This is a genomic window from Vibrio splendidus (assembly GCF_001557875.1).
Classification (GTDB): domain Bacteria; phylum Pseudomonadota; class Gammaproteobacteria; order Enterobacterales; family Vibrionaceae; genus Vibrio; species Vibrio splendidus_F.
This window is the reverse complement of record NZ_LNRF01000001.1, coordinates 1,674,000-1,690,659: the sequence shown is the minus strand read 5'-3', so window position 1 is coordinate 1,690,659 and position 16,660 is coordinate 1,674,000. Positions and strand designations below refer to the sequence as shown.

General features: G+C 43.9%; 16 protein-coding genes. 9 read left to right on the top strand and 7 right to left on the bottom strand.

Features of this window, described 5'->3' with window-relative positions:
- Window positions 1-7 precede the first annotated feature (7 nt).
- Window positions 8-1,273 (bottom strand): L-methionine/branched-chain amino acid transporter, encoded by a 1,266-nt coding sequence (gene yjeH, locus ATB74_RS07150; RefSeq protein ID WP_061017548.1) that lies wholly within the window; start codon window positions 1,271-1,273, stop codon window positions 8-10.
- A gap of 256 nt (window positions 1,274-1,529) precedes the next feature.
- Between yjeH and ATB74_RS07145 the strand changes: the two genes are divergently transcribed.
- The 3 genes from ATB74_RS07145 (at window position 1,530) to ATB74_RS07135 (ending at window position 3,646) form a co-directional block, all read left to right on the top strand.
- Window positions 1,530-1,991, top strand: coding sequence for an Lrp/AsnC family transcriptional regulator (locus tag ATB74_RS07145; protein WP_017061781.1), 462 nt, complete (start codon window positions 1,530-1,532; stop codon window positions 1,989-1,991).
- The gene (locus tag ATB74_RS07140; RefSeq protein WP_061017546.1) at window positions 1,985-2,905 is read left to right on the top strand and encodes a LysR family transcriptional regulator; all 921 of its coding nucleotides are present in this window, start codon (window positions 1,985-1,987) and stop codon (window positions 2,903-2,905) included. Before ATB74_RS07145 ends, ATB74_RS07140 begins: the two co-directional genes overlap by 7 nt.
- A gap of 126 nt (window positions 2,906-3,031) precedes the next feature.
- Complete coding sequence (locus ATB74_RS07135; protein WP_061017544.1) at window positions 3,032-3,646, top strand: LysE family translocator; 615 nt, start codon at window positions 3,032-3,034, stop codon at window positions 3,644-3,646.
- Window positions 3,647-3,741: 95 nt separating this feature from the next.
- Here the strand turns inward: ATB74_RS07135 and ATB74_RS07130 are convergent, their stop codons facing one another.
- A complete protein-coding gene (locus ATB74_RS07130; RefSeq protein WP_061017542.1) occupies window positions 3,742-4,905 on the bottom strand; it encodes an alpha/beta hydrolase in 1,164 nt (387 codons plus the stop codon).
- 53 nt (window positions 4,906-4,958) lie between these two features.
- Complete coding sequence (locus tag ATB74_RS07125; RefSeq protein WP_017061777.1) at window positions 4,959-5,189, bottom strand: hypothetical protein; 231 nt, start codon at window positions 5,187-5,189, stop codon at window positions 4,959-4,961.
- A 273-nt stretch (window positions 5,190-5,462) separates the two neighbouring features.
- Between ATB74_RS07125 and hcp the strand changes: the two genes are divergently transcribed.
- Both hcp and ATB74_RS07115 read left to right on the top strand, forming a co-directional pair.
- Window positions 5,463-7,124, top strand: coding sequence for a hydroxylamine reductase (hcp, locus tag ATB74_RS07120; RefSeq protein WP_048612892.1), 1,662 nt, complete (start codon window positions 5,463-5,465; stop codon window positions 7,122-7,124).
- Window positions 7,125-7,225: 101 nt separating this feature from the next.
- Window positions 7,226-8,281 carry a hybrid-cluster NAD(P)-dependent oxidoreductase gene (locus ATB74_RS07115; protein WP_061017540.1) on the top strand — a complete coding sequence of 352 codons (1,056 nt, stop codon included), beginning with the start codon at window positions 7,226-7,228 and terminating at the stop codon, window positions 8,279-8,281.
- A 239-nt stretch (window positions 8,282-8,520) separates the two neighbouring features.
- Here ATB74_RS07115 and ATB74_RS07110 read toward each other — a convergent pair whose 3' ends face one another.
- Window positions 8,521-9,957, bottom strand: coding sequence for a glyceraldehyde-3-phosphate dehydrogenase (locus tag ATB74_RS07110; protein ID WP_060981621.1), 1,437 nt, complete (start codon window positions 9,955-9,957; stop codon window positions 8,521-8,523).
- 894 nt (window positions 9,958-10,851) lie between these two features.
- Between ATB74_RS07110 and ATB74_RS07105 the strand changes: the two genes are divergently transcribed.
- Complete coding sequence (locus ATB74_RS07105; RefSeq protein ID WP_060981620.1) at window positions 10,852-13,443, top strand: ATP-binding protein; 2,592 nt, start codon at window positions 10,852-10,854, stop codon at window positions 13,441-13,443.
- Between the two features lie 30 nt (window positions 13,444-13,473).
- Here the strand turns inward: ATB74_RS07105 and ATB74_RS07100 are convergent, their stop codons facing one another.
- The 3 genes from ATB74_RS07100 to ATB74_RS07090 all read right to left on the bottom strand — a co-directional run bounded on the left by ATB74_RS07100 (window position 13,474) and on the right by ATB74_RS07090 (window position 14,988).
- The gene (locus ATB74_RS07100; protein WP_061017538.1) at window positions 13,474-13,710 is read right to left on the bottom strand and encodes a hypothetical protein; all 237 of its coding nucleotides are present in this window, start codon (window positions 13,708-13,710) and stop codon (window positions 13,474-13,476) included.
- A gap of 167 nt (window positions 13,711-13,877) precedes the next feature.
- On the bottom strand, window positions 13,878-14,504 hold the full coding sequence (locus tag ATB74_RS07095; protein ID WP_061017536.1) for a D-Ala-D-Ala carboxypeptidase family metallohydrolase: 627 nt from the start codon (window positions 14,502-14,504) through the stop codon (window positions 13,878-13,880).
- Between the two features lie 169 nt (window positions 14,505-14,673).
- A complete protein-coding gene (locus ATB74_RS07090; RefSeq protein WP_060981617.1) occupies window positions 14,674-14,988 on the bottom strand; it encodes a DUF496 family protein in 315 nt (104 codons plus the stop codon).
- A gap of 195 nt (window positions 14,989-15,183) precedes the next feature.
- On the opposite strand from ATB74_RS07090, the gene ATB74_RS07085 reads away from it, so the two are divergent.
- From ATB74_RS07085 to ATB74_RS07075, 3 genes are all read left to right on the top strand, one after another.
- The gene (locus ATB74_RS07085) at window positions 15,184-15,384 is read left to right on the top strand and encodes a hypothetical protein (protein WP_048659067.1); all 201 of its coding nucleotides are present in this window, start codon (window positions 15,184-15,186) and stop codon (window positions 15,382-15,384) included.
- 63 nt (window positions 15,385-15,447) lie between these two features.
- Complete coding sequence (locus ATB74_RS07080) at window positions 15,448-16,104, top strand: YceH family protein (protein ID WP_061017534.1); 657 nt, start codon at window positions 15,448-15,450, stop codon at window positions 16,102-16,104.
- Window positions 16,105-16,419 (top strand): GIY-YIG nuclease family protein, encoded by a 315-nt coding sequence (locus ATB74_RS07075; protein WP_060981615.1) that lies wholly within the window; start codon window positions 16,105-16,107, stop codon window positions 16,417-16,419.
- Window positions 16,420-16,660 lie beyond the last annotated feature (241 nt).

Genomic DNA, 16,660 nt, shown 5'->3' with positions numbered 1-16,660 from the left:
AGTTTGCTTACAACTTGTCTATAGAAACAGTGGGTTTACCCAACCATTTTCGCCAAGGGAGTGACAATGTCACAAAAATAGTCACGGCATAGAGCATCGACCAACTTAAACAGATAAACACTAAGGTACAGATGACCAATGAGAGCATTGCTGTGTATCTAGATGCGCCTGTCAGTAATCGGCAAGCGGCTAACATCGCAAGCAGATAAACCAGAACAAAAATACCGTTGGCGAGCTTGAGAAAGAACTCAAGGTCCAAATTAGATAGTTCACCAATCACACAAGAGAGCAGTGCGACAAAGCCAATTGCTAAGGTTGGGTAAAGTGGTACACCGTGACTGTTCAGTTGAGCCATTCTACTCGTAGGAGCATGTTGGCGAGCTTGAGCCCAGATCATCCGAGACAAGCTTTGCGTATAAAGATTTAGGCTAGCAAAGCAAGCAAAGAAACCTAGCACACTGATGACGGTCTTGAAGCCATTACCAAACAGTTGTTCTGTTACCCACGGGATGGACGCGGCATCAAATTCAGGTGAGCCGTAAGCCCCCAGTTTAAGAATCACCACTGAACAAGCCCAGTACACTAACCCCGCAACAAAACATCCTGCAATGATGGCGATTGGGAAGTCACGTTGTGGATTTTTGAACTCCTCTCCCATGTGAGCAAAAGCTTCTATTCCGACAAAGCACCAAAACATAACAGCCAAAGCAGCGCCGATAGACCATATCGAATCGGACGAGATAGCAGGAAGAGTAACATCGGCTATCGTGATATCGGCTTTCCAAACAAAAGCGCTAACCAAGGCGAAAATCGACAACGCGATTACGGTTTGTAGGCGGCCAGAAGATTTACTGCCCATTAAGTTGACGGCAATCAGCAGGGCTACGGTAAAGGACTGAGCACCAAGCGGTGTGTCGAGAGGTGCGGGTAACAATTGTTGAGCAAAGCCGCCCGCTAATGCAATCGCAGCTGGAATACCGACAGGAATAACACTCACAAACAGCCAAGCGACACTCGTTTCTAAACGCTCGCTGAACGCCTGACGCACAAAGTAAGCAGTACCACCTGCATTCGGGTAGCGTTTTCCTAAGGCAGCAAAGGTCAGGGCGATCGGGCAAATAGCGATAAACAGGATTAACCAAGCGAGCAGTGACAGCTGCCCAGCGATGCCTGCTGCGATCGCAGGGATCATAAATAATCCAGTGCCTAACAAGGTCGTCGAGAGTTGTCCGATTCCTGAAATAAGCGTGATTTCTTGTTTGAGTTGTGTCATTCGCTCTCCTAGCTATTGGCTTATCATATCAGCCTTATTGTGCCTGTCGTTTGATGTTCGGGTGATGCTATGAATGAGAGCATACATTGTCGACATCAATAATACAGCTAGCGAAACGTCGTAAGACACCGTCATTTTAACGGTATTAATCCGATTCTACGTGAAAGTGTCGGCTGTCAGAATGGCTGTTATAAGTCGGAAAGTTGTGTCAAATTAGGCGTTATAAATAGAACAATAAATGGAAAGAATCAGAAGCATGGATAAATTTGATCGCCAGATTTTGGATATTCTAAAAACCAATGCACGATGCTCAGTGAGCGATATCGCCCGAGATGTCAGCCTCTCGCGCTCGGCAGTGAACGCCAGAATCAAGAAACTGGAAAGCGACAAAGTGATTACGGGCTACTGCGCTCAAGTGGCAGAACCCAACCAAACGAAGAATGTGTGCGCTTATATCTTGTTGAAGTTCGACATGTCGAGTAGTGACCATAGCTGTGAGTCTTACGCGAAACAAATCCAGAGTATCGATGAGGTGCAATGGTGCCACTCGATTAGCGGTGAGACAGATATGATGTTGTACGTGGAAGTGGAAAGCATGGAGAGCTTGAACCGAGTTCGCGATCAGCTGCAAAGTTACCCAGATCTTCGCCACTTAATGACTCATACGGTTTTGACCGAGTTTTTCAACAAACAGAATGCGACGGTGCATTCATGTTAGGCAATATCAACTTAAACCTGCTGCGTTCATTGCATGTACTTCTTGAAGAGTGTCATGTAAGCCGCGCCGCTCAACGTCTACATATCACACAATCCGCGGTGAGCCGTCAGCTCAGCCAGTTACGAGATTTGTGTGGTGACCCTTTGCTGGTCCGTGACGGCAATAAACTGGTGCCGACCAACCGTGCATTGCTACTCAAAGACAAACTAGACGATCTACTTGGCGAGTTTGACCACCTGTTAGATGATAAGCCCTTCGAGCCTCAAGACTGGCAAGGTGAATTAGTGTTGTCTTCGAGTGATTATGTGGCTCAGTATATTCTTCCTGTGATTGTTGCAGAGGTGTCCGCTGAAGCACCGAATATCAATTTGGCTTATCGCCTGTGGCAGCCAAACTACCTTGAAGCACTGAACGAGTCGGGTATTCACTTGGCTTCCAGCATGTTTCCCACGAAACCTGAACATGTTTCAAGCATCAAACTTGGCGAAGATAAGTCGGTGTGTTTGATGCGCAAGTCGCACCCATTGGCTCAACAAGCGGTTTTGAGTGCAGAAGATATTGTTCACTACTCTCACATCAAAGTGACGGGTGGTGGAGATAAAGACAGCTACGCGGACATAGCATTGAAGAAGCAAGGGCTGAAGCGAAGAGTGGCTTTACAGGTTCCGTTCTTTTCATCCGCTGGCACTGTGCTAATGCAAGACGACTACTTGATGATCGTGCCAGAACATATCGCTTACAACCTAGGTCGACACCTCGATACTACCTACTTTTCGTTGCCATTTGATACGGAAATGCATACCTATTGGTTAATGTGGCACCCTAAATATGACAACGACTCTGCCCACAAATGGGCGCGAGAAAAAGCATTCCAAGCCATGCAAAAGTCGAGTTACAATATCAGTATGACTTGAAATCATAGGTGTGATGATAATCTTTGATTTCAAATAATACCCCCTGCGAATTATGGTAAGTGCCAAGTATTGAGTATTAAGCGTAGAGCGTTCAACTGGAACGCTTTATTTATTAGGAATGGAATGATGACAGTAACAATTTGGTTTTCTTTATTAGCGATTTGCTTGTTGGGGGCTATGTCTCCAGGCCCAAGTTTGGCGATGATCGCTAAACACAGTTTGGCTGGTGGCCGTATGAACGGGCTTATCGCAGCTTGGTCACATGCCGCTGGTATTGGTATTTATGCCTTCGCAACCATCGTGGGTTTGGCGGTGTTACTAGAACAATCGCCAATGCTATTTAAAGGGATCAGCTTGGCGGGTGCCGCGTATCTGCTTTATCTCGGGGTGAATGCATTGCGTTCGAAAGGCGGGGTAGCGGCGAAATTAGAAGCGGGTGAACAGATGAGCTACATGCAGTCTGCTCGTGAGGCTTTCTTGATCTCTATCTTGAGCCCTAAGATCGCGCTGTTCTTTATCGCTCTATTTAGCCAATTTGTGGCGTTAGGTAACGAACTGAGCAATCAAGTGATTATTGTCTCAACGCCACTGATTGTTGATGGCCTTTGGTATACCTTTATTACTCTGGTGCTCTCTAGCCCGTTGATCGTAGAGCGTATTCGAGCAAAAGCGCAGTTGATTGATCGATTGTCTGGCGTGGTGCTGATTCTGCTTGCTGTGCGTGTGGTGTGGACGATATAGCGATAGTCCAATACTGGTCATTAAAAAGGCTCACTAGACGTTATCTAGTGAGCCTTTTTGATTTCTATGGATTGGCTTTGAAAGACTTGAGCTTGTTAACCTTCAGAGTTCAGCACGGCATCTAACTTCGCCATCGAGTCTGAGAAGTAGGGATTGTAGGTCAAACGCGCATGGTTCTTCCCTTCTTCACGATAGCCCCAAGCTGAGTACCAAACCTCACTGGTTGCATTACATTGTTCTTCAAACCCTTCAGCCTGACCATTGGAGCAGATCTTCTCGCTACCATTGATTCCGTAGTAAGGGTTATTTGGTGAGAACAGTAAGCCCATGTGAGAGCCATTCGAGATACGTTGCTCTGGAATTTTCATGCTGTACTGAACAGCGCGAGGATCCTCGAAAGTCGTTTCTCCTTGCCAAACCAACACATTGTTTGGATTGGGCATAGATTCAGTAAAGGCTTGCTGAGCGTAGTTGGTGTCAATCACGCTGTCGCCTTCACTCATCATAATAAACACTGGTTTGTCGAAGTGCTTATCTTGTAAGTCATCACGTACGACTTCTGATGTCTCGTAGTAAACCGAGGCACCGTTCATAGGCAATGAGTTATAACGCAAAACATTGTCTTCAGGATCTTGATCAGCCCAAGTGACAAAGTAGCTTGCTAGCCCTGCGTATTGAACTGCAGATGAGCTCGGTTGAAACGCAGGTGAGAACAGCAGTAACCCAGAGATCTTTGGATCGTTCATCGCCTGTGAAGTCACGAGGTTCGCGCCGGTCGAATAGCCGCCTAGCCAAACAGAATCATACTCTTGCTCAAGTAACTTAGTATGATGAGCCACCACACCTTGCCAATCTTCTAGGCTCGGCTGCATTAAATCACCCACGCGACTGCCGTGACCTGGAAGTAATACGGTTCTCACTAAGTAACCTTGCTCTGCCAAATGGGTAGCGATGTCTTTAAATGAGTAAGGTGAGTCGCCTAATCCATGAACCAATAACACCGCCTTACCGTTTGGCGAGGTTGGTTGATACTCGGTTGGTGAATTGAGTTGGATCTCGAGTTGCTTGTCTTCCGTCATGAACACACGGTTTTTCAATAGCCAATCTTGGGTGTCATTAACGTAGGCATCGAAGCTGTCTTGCTGATAGTCAGGCAAGTCTGGAGAAGTTTCGTAAGCGGGTATCGTTGTCTCGTTGGAACAACCAACGAGACTTAAAGTCGTTAAGGCCAGCAGTGCTAGGAGGGGCTTTCTTTGCATTATGTAATCTTGTCTCTGTTGTGCTTTCACTATGTCTGAAACTAAAGTTTAGGTTACTTTTTGCTTGAAAGGTCTTCGTATTCACCTTCAATAACACCGGCATCATTGGTTGATGACTGACGAGTGTTCATATGAGCTGCGAAACCTTGTTTCTTCATTTGATTCTGAATGCGCTTGCCAGTAATTAAAGCTGCAATAGCTAAAGGAATAGCAAGGATCAAGCTTGTGAATAACGCCAAAAGGCCAGTAAACAATGCAACAATCGTAACTAATATATTTTTCATATTCATTCCTCTTTTTCTATGTTGTTACTTTATCGCTTCTATTCTGAACGAAACATGAACGCCGTTAATAAATCTCTGAGAGTCACTATGACACGGATGTGTGCTGTTAGGGAGTTTATATGTAGTCATAATCACGCACTAAAAATATGGAATAAAACTAAGTTTAATAAAATCAATAAGTTAAAAGTTGGCACGCTTGATGCTCTATAGGGTTTGGAATAAGTCACTGTAAGCAAAGTACTTACAGTTAATAAAAATTACTGGAGCCCTTATATGTTCTGTATTCAATGTGAACAAACAATTCAAACCCCAACCGTAAAAGGCTGTTCTTTCGCACAAGGTATGTGTGGTAAAACTTCGGAAGTATCCGATCTTCAAGACGTGTTGGTGCATTCTCTTCAAGGTGTTTCTTTTTGGGCCAATTTGGGCCGTGCTTGTGATGTTATTGATACTGAAATCGACGAGTGGGCGCCAAAAGCGTTTTTCGCAACATTAACCAACGTTAACTTCGATCCTGCTCGTATCATTGAATTTGCACAGCAATCTCATGAATTTAAGCAGCGCTTAGAACAACAGGTTCGCGCGGCAGCGACATTGATTGGTTTTGAGATCCCTGCGCTTTCTGCTGCTGCTCAATTCGACCTTCCAACGGACTCTTCAGAGCTATTGGCGCTTGCCCCTCAAGCGGCGGTAAACCGTGGTCACGACTCTCAACACGAAGATGTGATTGGCCTTCGCCTTCTTTGCCTATACGGGCTAAAAGGTGCGGCAGCATACATGGAGCACGCACGTGTTCTTGGTCAAACTGACAATGCTATCTTTGCTGAATATCATGAAATCATGGCGTTCCTAGGTACAGATCCATCAGACCTAAAACAACTGTTAGATACGTCTATGCAGATTGGCTTGATGAACTACAAAGTCATGGAAATGCTGGATAAAGGCGAGACAGATACATTTGGTCACCCTCAACCAACAACCGTGAATGTGAAGACGAAGCAAGGTCACTGTATCCTTGTTTCTGGTCACGACTTGCATGATCTAGAAAAGATCCTTCAACAAACGGAAGGCAAGGGCATTAACGTTTACACCAACGGTGAGATGCTACCTGCACACGGTTACCCTGAACTAAACAAGTACCCACACCTTGCGGGTAACTACGGCAGCGCTTGGCAGAACCAGCAAAAAGAATTTGCGAACTTCCCTGGTGCGATCGTAATGACATCTAACTGTCTGCTTAACCCTGATGTGGGCTCGTACGCTGACCGCCTATTTACGCGTAGCATCGTAGGCTGGCCGGGTGTTGCTCACCTTGAAGGTGACGATTTCAGTGCAGTGATTGATTGTGCTCTTGCGCAAGAAGGCTTTAAGCATGACGAGATCGAGCAAATGATCACTGTCGGTTTTGGTCGTAACGCCTTGATGGAAGCAGCGCCTGCGGTTGTTGAACAAGTGAAAGAAGGCAACATCAAGCACTTCTTCCTAGTGGGTGGTTGTGACGGCGACAAATCTGAGCGTAGCTACTACACAGATTTCACAGCGCAAGCGCCAGAAGATTCAGTAATCCTGACATTGGCATGTGGTAAATTCCGTTTCAACAAAAACCAATTCGGCGACATTAACGGTATTCCACGTCTGCTCGATGTTGGCCAATGTAATGATGCATACTCTGCAATTCAGCTTGCTATCGCACTGTCTCAAGAGTTTGATTGTGGCATCAACGAACTACCACTAACACTTGTTCTTTCTTGGTTCGAGCAAAAAGCGATCGTTATCCTACTTACTCTGTTTGCTCTTGGTGTGAAAGGCATCTACACCGGCCCAACAGCTCCCGCTTTCCTAACAGAGAACCTACTAAAGATTATTCAAGACGAGTTCGACATGCGTTCTATCTCAACGCCAGAGCAAGATCTTAAAACAATCTTAGCGGCTTAATCTAAGCCCACTCTCAAGCCCCGTTGTTGCTGTTCTCTAGGAACGTGCAGCGGCGGGGCTTTCTAGATTTAATTCTTTAGTATCAGTAAGGTGTGTGAACTATGTATGCATGGTCGGATAGCGATTCAATCAATTTAGTGTGTTTAAAGAAATGGCACGAGACGCCAGATACGGTCAGCTTTGAGCTTGGCTGTATTCCACAAGACTTACATTTCAATTTTAAGCCCGGTCAGTTCATCACCTTGGGTTTAAATATGCCAACGAAAACGGATTACCGTGCCTATTCAGTGGCTTCTTGCCCAGAAGATAACCGCCTGAAGTTAACGGTCAAGCGTGTGGAAGGTGGCTTGGTTTCGAACTTTATTGTTGATGAGCTTGATGAAGGTGACGAGGTTTCTGTGTTGAAGCCGGCAGGCTCGTTTAACTGTATTGATTGCATGCCAACGGCAACAAAGAAAGTAACGCTAGTGAGTGCTGGCTGTGGCATTACACCAGTCATGGCGATGGTAAAATATTGGTTGTCTCAAGGCAGTGACATCGAGATTGATTTCGTCCACATGGCACGCAACAAGCTTGAGACTATCTACTTTCAAGAACTTCATCAGCTCGATGAATCACATGCGAATTTCAACTTAAAACTGCTGTTAAAAGACAACGAAGGAACAACCGCCCCTCAAGGTCGTTTAGATAAAAACTGGTTGGTGAAACTGAGCCCAGATATCTTAGACAGAACGGTTTACCTGTGTGGGCCTGTCGGATTCATGCAAGATATTGAGAGTTATCTGAAAGAACTTGAGTTCAACATGGATAACTTCTATCAAGAAAGCTTTACTCCTGCTACTCAGAATGCTCAATCAGAAGCGTCAAACGCCGAAGTTGCTGACGATAGGAATAGTGCAGTTAAGGTATTTGTGCCAGCGTTCGGCGCTGAAGTTGAAGCGGAAACTGGAACACCATTGGCGGATTCATTAGAAAAAGCAGGCGTTCCAATTATTATCGCTTGTCGTAGTGGGATTTGTGGTTCGTGTAAGTGCAAAGTGACCAAAGGATCTGTGGAATCAAGCAGCCAAGAGACATTGACGCCAGAACAGATTGAGCAGGGGTACGTGCTTGCATGTTCAAGCTCGATTCAGTCAGATGTTGAGGTTGAGTTATAATAGACGTGAAGCTGTGCAAGAGTGATGAAGACAAGGTCTTGTCATAGCGATAAAAGTTAGGGCGCTAGATGTAAAAAGGCCACCTAGATCAGTTAGAGAGAGCAGATCTAAGTGGCAACCCTCTTGTTTATACGGGGGAGTAAAACAAAAGGGTTTGCGAAGCCCATACAGACTTCGCAGATATAGTTATTATGTTGTGGAGCTTTTTGCGATGGACGTATCTACAAGAGCGAAGTTGATTAAACTTCAGGGTATGTCTTGTAGCGTACACCCATCATCTGTTCCATACAGTGAACAACCTGACAGCTGTAGCCAAACTCGTTGTCGTACCAAATGTACAGCACGGCACGGTTGTCTTGTGCGATAGTCGCCACACCGTCAACCACACCTGGGTGACGAGAGCCAACCAAGTCCGTAGATACAATCTCAGTCGAGTCTGTGTAATCGATTTGTGCAGACAAAGCAGAAGACAGCGCCATTTCACGTAGGTACTCGTTCAACTCTTCTTTGTTTGTGCCTTTCTCAAGGTTTAGGTTAGCTACAGCCATTGAAACGTTTGGCGTAGGTACGCGAATCGCATTACCTGTTAGCTTCCCTTCCATTTCTGGCATCGCTTTTGATACCGCTTTAGCTGCGCCAGTCGATGTCAGAACCATGTTTAATGAAGCAGCACGACCACGACGATCACCTGAGTGGAAGTTGTCGATTAGGTTTTGATCATTGGTAAATGAGTGAACTGTTTCGATGTGACCAGACAGTACACCAAACTTGTCGTGAACCGCTTTCAATACTGGCGTGATTGCGTTGGTTGTACAGCTTGCTGCAGAGATGATGGTGTCTTCTGGCTGAATAACATTTTCATTCACACCAAATACCACGTTCTTGATGTCGCCTTTGCCTGGCGCAGTCAGTAGAACTTTCTTCGCACCGTTACACGCAACGTGTTGGCTTAGGCCTTCCGCGTCACGCCATACGCCTGTGTTATCAACCACAAGTGCGTTTTCAATACCGTAAGTCGTGTAATCCACTTCTTCTGGTTTGTTTGCGTAGATAACTTGGATGAAGTTGCCGTTAACGATGATGGCTTTGCGTTCTTGGTCTACAACAATGCTGCCATTGAATTGGCCGTGTACAGAGTCACGACGAAGCAGGCTTGCTCGCTTTTCTAGGTCGCCATCTTTGCCGCCACGTACAACGATGGCACGTAAACGCAGTGGGTAACCCGGACCACTTTTCTCGATCAACAGGCGAGTGAGCAGTCGGCCAATACGACCAAAACCGTACAATACAACGTCACGAGGTTCTGTCATCGCATCGCCTTCAAGCGATTCAATGAGCGCAGTTTGTAGGAAATCACCCAACCCGTGTGTGTCTTCGCGATCTTGCCAGAATGAATGCGCAAGGCGACCAACATCGATACGACATGGAGACAAGTCCATAGAGAGAAGGTGTTGAATGATAGGTTGAGTCTGTTCTGCTGTAAGAGGAGAACCAGTGTAACGTTTTGCGATGCGGTGAGCTTTGATGATGTCGATAGTTGTCGCGTTAACTAAGGTCTTACCAAAGAGGATAACTTCTACGCCTTTTTGACGGTATAACTGACCTAAAGTTGGAGCGATGGATTCAGCAATGGTTTGACTAGTTTGCCAATCTAGGAGGTGCTTTTCGGGACTCATCTTTACTCGGGACCTTTCACGTTAAGTTTCTGCATTCATGGCGGTTGTAGGGAAGCCAATCAGCATAGGGGATTTGAGGCATCAGGCTGTGGTCTTTATTGCCACTTGAATGTGCTGATATACCTTGTGTGTAACTTGTAATTTTTATGTGGCAGGATTGTAAGGTATGACGGGTTATTCTGCTAGGAAAAATAAATGCAGACAAAATATCTGTAAATTGGCTTTATATTAGCCATTAATCAAGATTTGAACGTCAATAAAGACTATTGACTTTAACAATCTGTAGCACTTATTTTTCGTCAAAAAATACTCAATTCAAAAGATAATATGTAATGCAGGTCATAATTAACATTAAAGGTGTGATCACTAACTCAAGTTACACGTAAACAGTAAACGACAAATAAGGGAATCAACCAGTATTGTTGTTCGACCTTTGAATAAGCCTAGCTTGAGCGTGAAAAGTACATCACGCAAACGATTGGATGTCACAATTTTACCCTAACTATCCGCTTTGTTAGCGCGCAGAGTCATTATTCACAGTCTAGTTGAGCCTCTAAATGTGGCCGTTCACTTGTTATGTGGGTGATAATAACTTGAGAAAACGTCTTTTGTTTACATTTTACTCAATTAAACCTCGCTTTTCTAAACTTCACTTAGCAAAAGCACGCCTCTCCGCTTTAAAGCCCTGCTCTGGATGTCTGTTGATTCGAATTTTTCGTTCTTGGTTCAGAGTATCGTTTGTTCATATCCAATTTGATCAATAACCCTCTGTTAATGTCCTATTCTTAACTTGGGCTAGGTAAAATTACTTTCGGGAAGGGAGTTGTTATAAAAATGATAAATATGTCAATTAGATGGCGTCTTATATTTCTTTCCACGGTTTCTGTATTCATCATGTTTGGTTTTACAGTAAATGAAGTGCTTAAGAACGATAAGAAGATGAATCACCTCGAAACAACACGCATCAAAGTTGAAGCGCTTCAATCTTTTAATACGGTTTCAAGTGATGCTTATCGATGGTTAGTTTTGTCTAATGACTCCCTTGAAAAAGGTCAGCTGCTTTTAAAGCTGCATACGGAATTGGATAGACTCACTCAGTATGAGGCGCAACTGCAACAGCTAGACAGTAACTGGAGTGTTGAATCACAATTGGTTGAGCTTAAGGAGGTTTTAGCAAACTTAGCTAGTGCGACCTCGAATATTAATAACAGCGCATCATTGATCACTGACAACAACGCACAGCTAACTGAGCAGGCCTTTGACTTATTGAAAGACGTGTTAATGGAGCTATCTGAATATCGTCTTAACATAGTGGATGAAAAGATCGGTCAAGCTGATGCGATGTTTGTCAATCTTACGCACTATGTGTTCTGGACTCAGCGAGAAGCGTGGTTGAGTTATCACTTGTATCGTGCTCCAGAGCTGATAGAACAATATTTATTGAGTTATGTTGGTGCTTTAGAAAGGCAGCAGCAGTTATTAGATACGTTTTTCCGATCAGGAAGCCGTTCGCCTGAAATTAGAAAGTTATTAAGTACGTTTTCTAAAGATGAATTTCAAAACCGTTTTACAGCTCGAATCCTTAAAGGAGATTTCTCGTCACCTGAAATATATGACCATGTGCAAGGCTTAGAACGGAAGAAACTGGCGATTTCAAATGCGGTTGGTGCTTATACTAAGCAATTACAGTTTGACCTGACGAGAAACATTGCGCTGCAAAAAAGACAAACCTTGATCATGACAGTTCTGATTCTTGCTGTATCTGGTGTTTTATTATGGCTAGGTGTTGCGACGTCTCTTCGCCTAAATAGAAACCTATCGATTATCTTGAAAGGAGTCTCTGAATGCGCAGATAGCTACGGCAAGCCAAAGGTCATTCATATTCAAGGGAATGATGAACTTGCCGAGTTCACTGAAACTCTAAATCGAGTGATGGAGCGCAACTATCAACATAACAAAGAGCTAGTACAAGCAAAAGAAGATGCGATCTCGGCTAACAAGGCCAAGAGCGCATTTTTAGCCAACATGTCCCATGAGATACGTACGCCACTCAACGGGATTATTGGGATGGCTGAGATCTTATCTCAAAGCCAACTGAGCGTGAATCAACAAGAAGTGTTAGGAGATATTGAATCGTCTTCTCACTCATTGCTGGTTCTGCTTAATGATATCCTTGATCTGTCCAAAATTGAGTCGGGTAACTTAATGCTATCGCCACACAATGCTGATCTGAGAGAGGCGGTATACGACTCAGTAAGTGTGATTTTATCCAAAGCGATAAGTAAGGATATCGAGCTCGACATCAATATTGATTCTCAAACGCCGCCACAATTGTTTTTCGATGAGTACCGCGTGAGGCAGGTACTGACTAACCTGTTATCTAATGCCATCAAGTTTACGTCCAAGGGTACAATTACAACAGACATTGCTTATACACCCATGTCTATGGGGAGAGGCAAGCTGGAATGCAGTGTGTCTGATACCGGTATTGGAATTGAGCCAGAGAAGTTAGAGTCTATTTTTGAACCTTTCACTCAAGAAGATGGCAGTATTACTCGCCAATTCGGTGGAACAGGACTAGGGCTTGCGATTTGTCGACAGCTTGTTGATTTGATGGGCGGCTATATTACCGCGCGCTCAGTTAAAGGGGAGGGCTCTACATTCACATTTTGTCTGTATGTAGACACTGTCGAAGTTCACGTTCAAACCTTCAACAACCTAAGCCGTGCGACGATCATCTCGAATTCTTTCAATTACCTCGATCAACTGGTCAAAGAATGCGAACGCTTAAACGTTCGACCTAGTGTCGAGTCATCCATTTCGGATCTTGATGAGAGTCTGAAAGAAAGCGACTTCATACTTTATTGTCATACGCTGCATCACTCCATGGAGAAAGATCTTGCTACGTTGAAGGAAGTATTCCCTTTGACTCGAGTTATCGTTTGTCAGCATCACCTATTTAAAACCAACCTAATCACAGAGACGGTCCACTCGACTCATACCTTGCCATTTTTGGGTCGACGGTTCTTAAACAGCTTACAATCGCTTGATGTCGGTGAAGAGCAAGTGCCGGCGGTGGAAGTAAAAGAAGAAGAGGTTCGCTCTCTGAATCGACGTATTCTGATTGTTGAAGACAACCTGATGAATCAGAAAATAGCGAGCTTCTTCCTTGAGCAAGCGGGTTATGAATATTTGATTGCCAGTAATGGCCAAGAAGCGGTGGACGTGATTACTCAAGGTGCTCAGTTTGATGCGATCTTAATGGACTGTATGATGCCTGTTATGGATGGGATAACGGCGACTCGTGCGATTCGCCAGTGGGAAACCGCTCAACAAGCCGTACCATTACCCATCATTGCTTTAACCGCCAGTGTTTTGGAGGAAGACATTAAAGATTGCTTTGAAGCGGGCATGAATGCCTATTTACCAAAACCTTATAAGTCTCACCAACTGTATGATCTTTTCAGTAGCCTTGATATTGTCTAACTGCTTCATTATCAGGCTAGCGATGTCAAACTAACGAACTTCTAATCCAAGATTGTATTGTGCAAGGCAACGACCTACATAACTAATCTTTAGTAATGCAGCCACCAAGATAGTGCTGATGTGTGCCATGATTTGAATTGGCAGTGAGAAGTGATCGGCCATCGGATAAGCAACAATAATGCTGAGTAGCATAAGCAAGGCGGTGATAGCTAAACTGAAGTTTGAAACAGAAAGTAGAGTTTGAGAGCGTTGAGTCATCGTCTTCATATTGAATTCCTAATTGCTATTAATAATTATGATACTTGTTATTAATAGCAATTAGCGTTCCATTTTATTTTCTCTTTTAATTCAGGCTGTTAAATTATTACCGCTCATTATGTGAGTCTTAATGACTTGATGTTGTAGTTGGTCTTTGTGACTCTGTCATGTGTTTTTCACCATTGCCTAAATCCACAAGTATCAATGTGAAATCGAACACCAGAGTATAACCCCAGCCCAACGTTGTTTTTTTGCCCAAATTCAGCATGAACCTTTTTAAGCTTCACGTGTAGATCTTCACGAGTAATATCATTGGCGGGAACCAAGTCCAACGCGCAAAATTCCAAGTGTTTACTTCGCAGTGCACCGCCAGCTTGCTGATTGTAGATATCGGTTCGCTCTCCAGATACTGGTATAACAACACCGATTTCAGGCTCAATATATTGTTGTATGTACTTAAGGGTGTTGATCATGTTTGGCACATGTTTCTCATTTGGGAGGGTAAACAAGGTTGTATTACTCATTGCCCAATCCGTCCCTTGCAGCAAGACTAAATGCAGAGGCATGCTTTGAGTGATGCCATTGTCCTTGAGTTGTTGTCCGATTGCTTTGACTTGGTCTTGAGCGTGGTTGAGGAGCATCCAACCTCGAAATGCTGAGCGGGTTGGAACCTTGTAGCCATGAACATCGACCACGAGATCATCATAAGTGATTTCTGTATCTTCGGTATAAAGCTTCTCAAACTCTTCAGGGTAGGGTTGTGCAGTTGATAGCGCTAAGGTTATCAGAATACTTGCGTACATAAGGTCTCTCCATAGCTGATGTTCACTCGTTATTTTGTTTCATACTGCTGTTGAGTTATATATCGTTACTTACGTACGCTTAAGTATAGACACTAGAATTTAGGCACAAAAAAACCCACTACAAAGAGTGGGTTAGTAACATTATTACAAGTTAATCAACGAGGTTAGATTACTTCTTACCCTGGATTTGCTTGTCTTCTTCTGTTAGTTCACGAATGCGGCGGCTGATGTCGCGACGAGCTTTAGAGATCTCTGCACTTTTGATGATGTGATCGTCAACACGGTCTTCGTAGTCAGCCTTCATGTTTTTGATAATGCCTAGGATCTCGTCGTGAGTCATCTCTGGCTTGATGTAATCAAGTAGGTTATCCAGAAGGTCGACACGCTTACGGTTGTCGCGAACTTTCTTTTCGTTGTCTAAAAGTTCACGCTTAAGTTTGTTCTTACGTCGTGCTTGGCTAACAATTTCAAATACGCTGCTCATAGATTCCTTTTCCTAATCTTCAAATACATTGTCTGGATCTGATTAAAGCACATCAATTGATGATGTAACAGTCTTTAGATCAAAGCAAAAGTAAGGTTGTTTAATTATTCGTCACTCTCGCTGATGTGTGATTGTTTTTATCTCTCCGTTCAAGTTAGTATCCTATATAGATACTGCATTGATACGAAATGTGAAATGAATCAACAACAATTAGAAACAGAAGATTTGGGTGACGATGTTACTGAATCTTCGGCAGAGCAAAACAAGCTTCGTGATGCGTATGTACAAGAGCGTACTTATTTGGAAGTCGTGGAAATAGAGCTAAACCGTTCTAAGATCATAATGATTGATGAGCAAGGCAGAAAGAAACGAGTACCGATTTTGTCTGAGCACTAGTCTTCATTGACTGCATTGTTAGGTGTTGAGATGGAATTATCAAAATAATAAAAAGGAAAAACGATGAACACAGTACTTTCCCCAATTGAAGCGAGAATTATCGGTTGCTTGATCGAGAAAGAAGTCACTACTCCCGATCACTACCCACTGACACTGAATAGCTTAACAACGGCTTGTAATCAAAAGAGTAACCGTGAGCCAGTTCTCTCTCTTTCTGAGTCAGACGTTTTAGATGCGGTTGATGGTTTGATCGGACGTCGCATGGTGAGCGATGAAAGCAGCTTCAACAGCCGTGTTAATAAGTATCAGCATCGTTTCTGCAACACTGAGTTCGGTGATTTGCAATTTACAGAGCAAGAGCGTGCAATCATCTGTTGCATGCTGCTTCGCGGCGCGCAAACACCCGGTGAACTTCGTACTCGAACGGGGCGCCTCGCAAACTTTAGTGATGTGAAAGAAGTAGAAGCAATACTAGAGAAGCTCGCTGCAAGAGAAGCCGGCGCGCTAGTGGTCAAGCTACCACGCGAAGCGGGTAAACGTGAATCACGCTACCAGCACTTATTGAGCGGTGACGTGGATGTTGAAGCGTTTGCGACGGCATCAGTAAGCATGGCTGCCCCCTCAGCAACGAGTGAAAAGTTTGAAGAGCTTGAATCTGAAGTAGCAAGCCTACGAGCAGAAGTGGCAGAGCTTAAGGCTCTGGTTGAATCGCTGCTTTAAATGTCAGACGTTGATAAAAATGCGGATTGGGTCGTGTACTTGATCCGCAATCGTCACAATGCCCTTTATTGTGGCGTGACGAATAATTTGGAACGTCGGTTTGAACAACACCAAACGGGAAAAGGTGCAAAAGCACTAAAAGGAAAAGGACCGCTGACGTTGGTTTGGAGTTTTGGGGTTGGGTCAAAAAGTGAGGCGTTGAAAACCGAATACGCCATAAAACAATTACCAAAATCTCGCAAAGAAAAACTGGCATCACGCAAATTAATTATTGAGTGGCAAAAAGACAAAATTCAATATATCGATGTCTCATAATTCATAGCCAAATTGTTCGTTATTGATAAAATCTCAATAAGGTTAAATCTTATGTATAATTGACTTAACTTGTTGATTATATAGGGTCGTGAGGTTTTATTTGAACGGTCTTATTTTATCGCGGAACTCGTGATTCCTAGTCGCTCCCCTCAATTAATATGTTACTCATTTAGAATGTCGTTCTAATTACTGTTAGACGCTATCATTTCTCATCGTTGTCCTACATAATATCTTTCAGCCA

Coding starts and splice junctions, on each gene's coding strand:
- yjeH (WP_061017548.1), bottom strand. CDS start 1,273: ATGACACAACTCAAACAAGAAATCACGCTTATTTCAGGAATCGGACAA.
- ATB74_RS07145 (WP_017061781.1), top strand. CDS start 1,530: ATGGATAAATTTGATCGCCAGATTTTGGATATTCTAAAAACCAATGCA.
- ATB74_RS07140 (WP_061017546.1), top strand. CDS start 1,985: ATGTTAGGCAATATCAACTTAAACCTGCTGCGTTCATTGCATGTACTT.
- ATB74_RS07135 (WP_061017544.1), top strand. CDS start 3,032: ATGACAGTAACAATTTGGTTTTCTTTATTAGCGATTTGCTTGTTGGGG.
- ATB74_RS07130 (WP_061017542.1), bottom strand. CDS start 4,905: ATGCAAAGAAAGCCCCTCCTAGCACTGCTGGCCTTAACGACTTTAAGT.
- ATB74_RS07125 (WP_017061777.1), bottom strand. CDS start 5,189: ATGAAAAATATATTAGTTACGATTGTTGCATTGTTTACTGGCCTTTTG.
- hcp (WP_048612892.1), top strand. CDS start 5,463: ATGTTCTGTATTCAATGTGAACAAACAATTCAAACCCCAACCGTAAAA.
- ATB74_RS07115 (WP_061017540.1), top strand. CDS start 7,226: ATGTATGCATGGTCGGATAGCGATTCAATCAATTTAGTGTGTTTAAAG.
- ATB74_RS07110 (WP_060981621.1), bottom strand. CDS start 9,957: ATGAGTCCCGAAAAGCACCTCCTAGATTGGCAAACTAGTCAAACCATT.
- ATB74_RS07105 (WP_060981620.1), top strand. CDS start 10,852: ATGTTTGGTTTTACAGTAAATGAAGTGCTTAAGAACGATAAGAAGATG.
- ATB74_RS07100 (WP_061017538.1), bottom strand. CDS start 13,710: ATGAAGACGATGACTCAACGCTCTCAAACTCTACTTTCTGTTTCAAAC.
- ATB74_RS07095 (WP_061017536.1), bottom strand. CDS start 14,504: ATGTACGCAAGTATTCTGATAACCTTAGCGCTATCAACTGCACAACCC.
- ATB74_RS07090 (WP_060981617.1), bottom strand. CDS start 14,988: ATGAGCAGCGTATTTGAAATTGTTAGCCAAGCACGACGTAAGAACAAA.
- ATB74_RS07085 (WP_048659067.1), top strand. CDS start 15,184: ATGAATCAACAACAATTAGAAACAGAAGATTTGGGTGACGATGTTACT.
- ATB74_RS07080 (WP_061017534.1), top strand. CDS start 15,448: ATGAACACAGTACTTTCCCCAATTGAAGCGAGAATTATCGGTTGCTTG.
- ATB74_RS07075 (WP_060981615.1), top strand. CDS start 16,105: ATGTCAGACGTTGATAAAAATGCGGATTGGGTCGTGTACTTGATCCGC.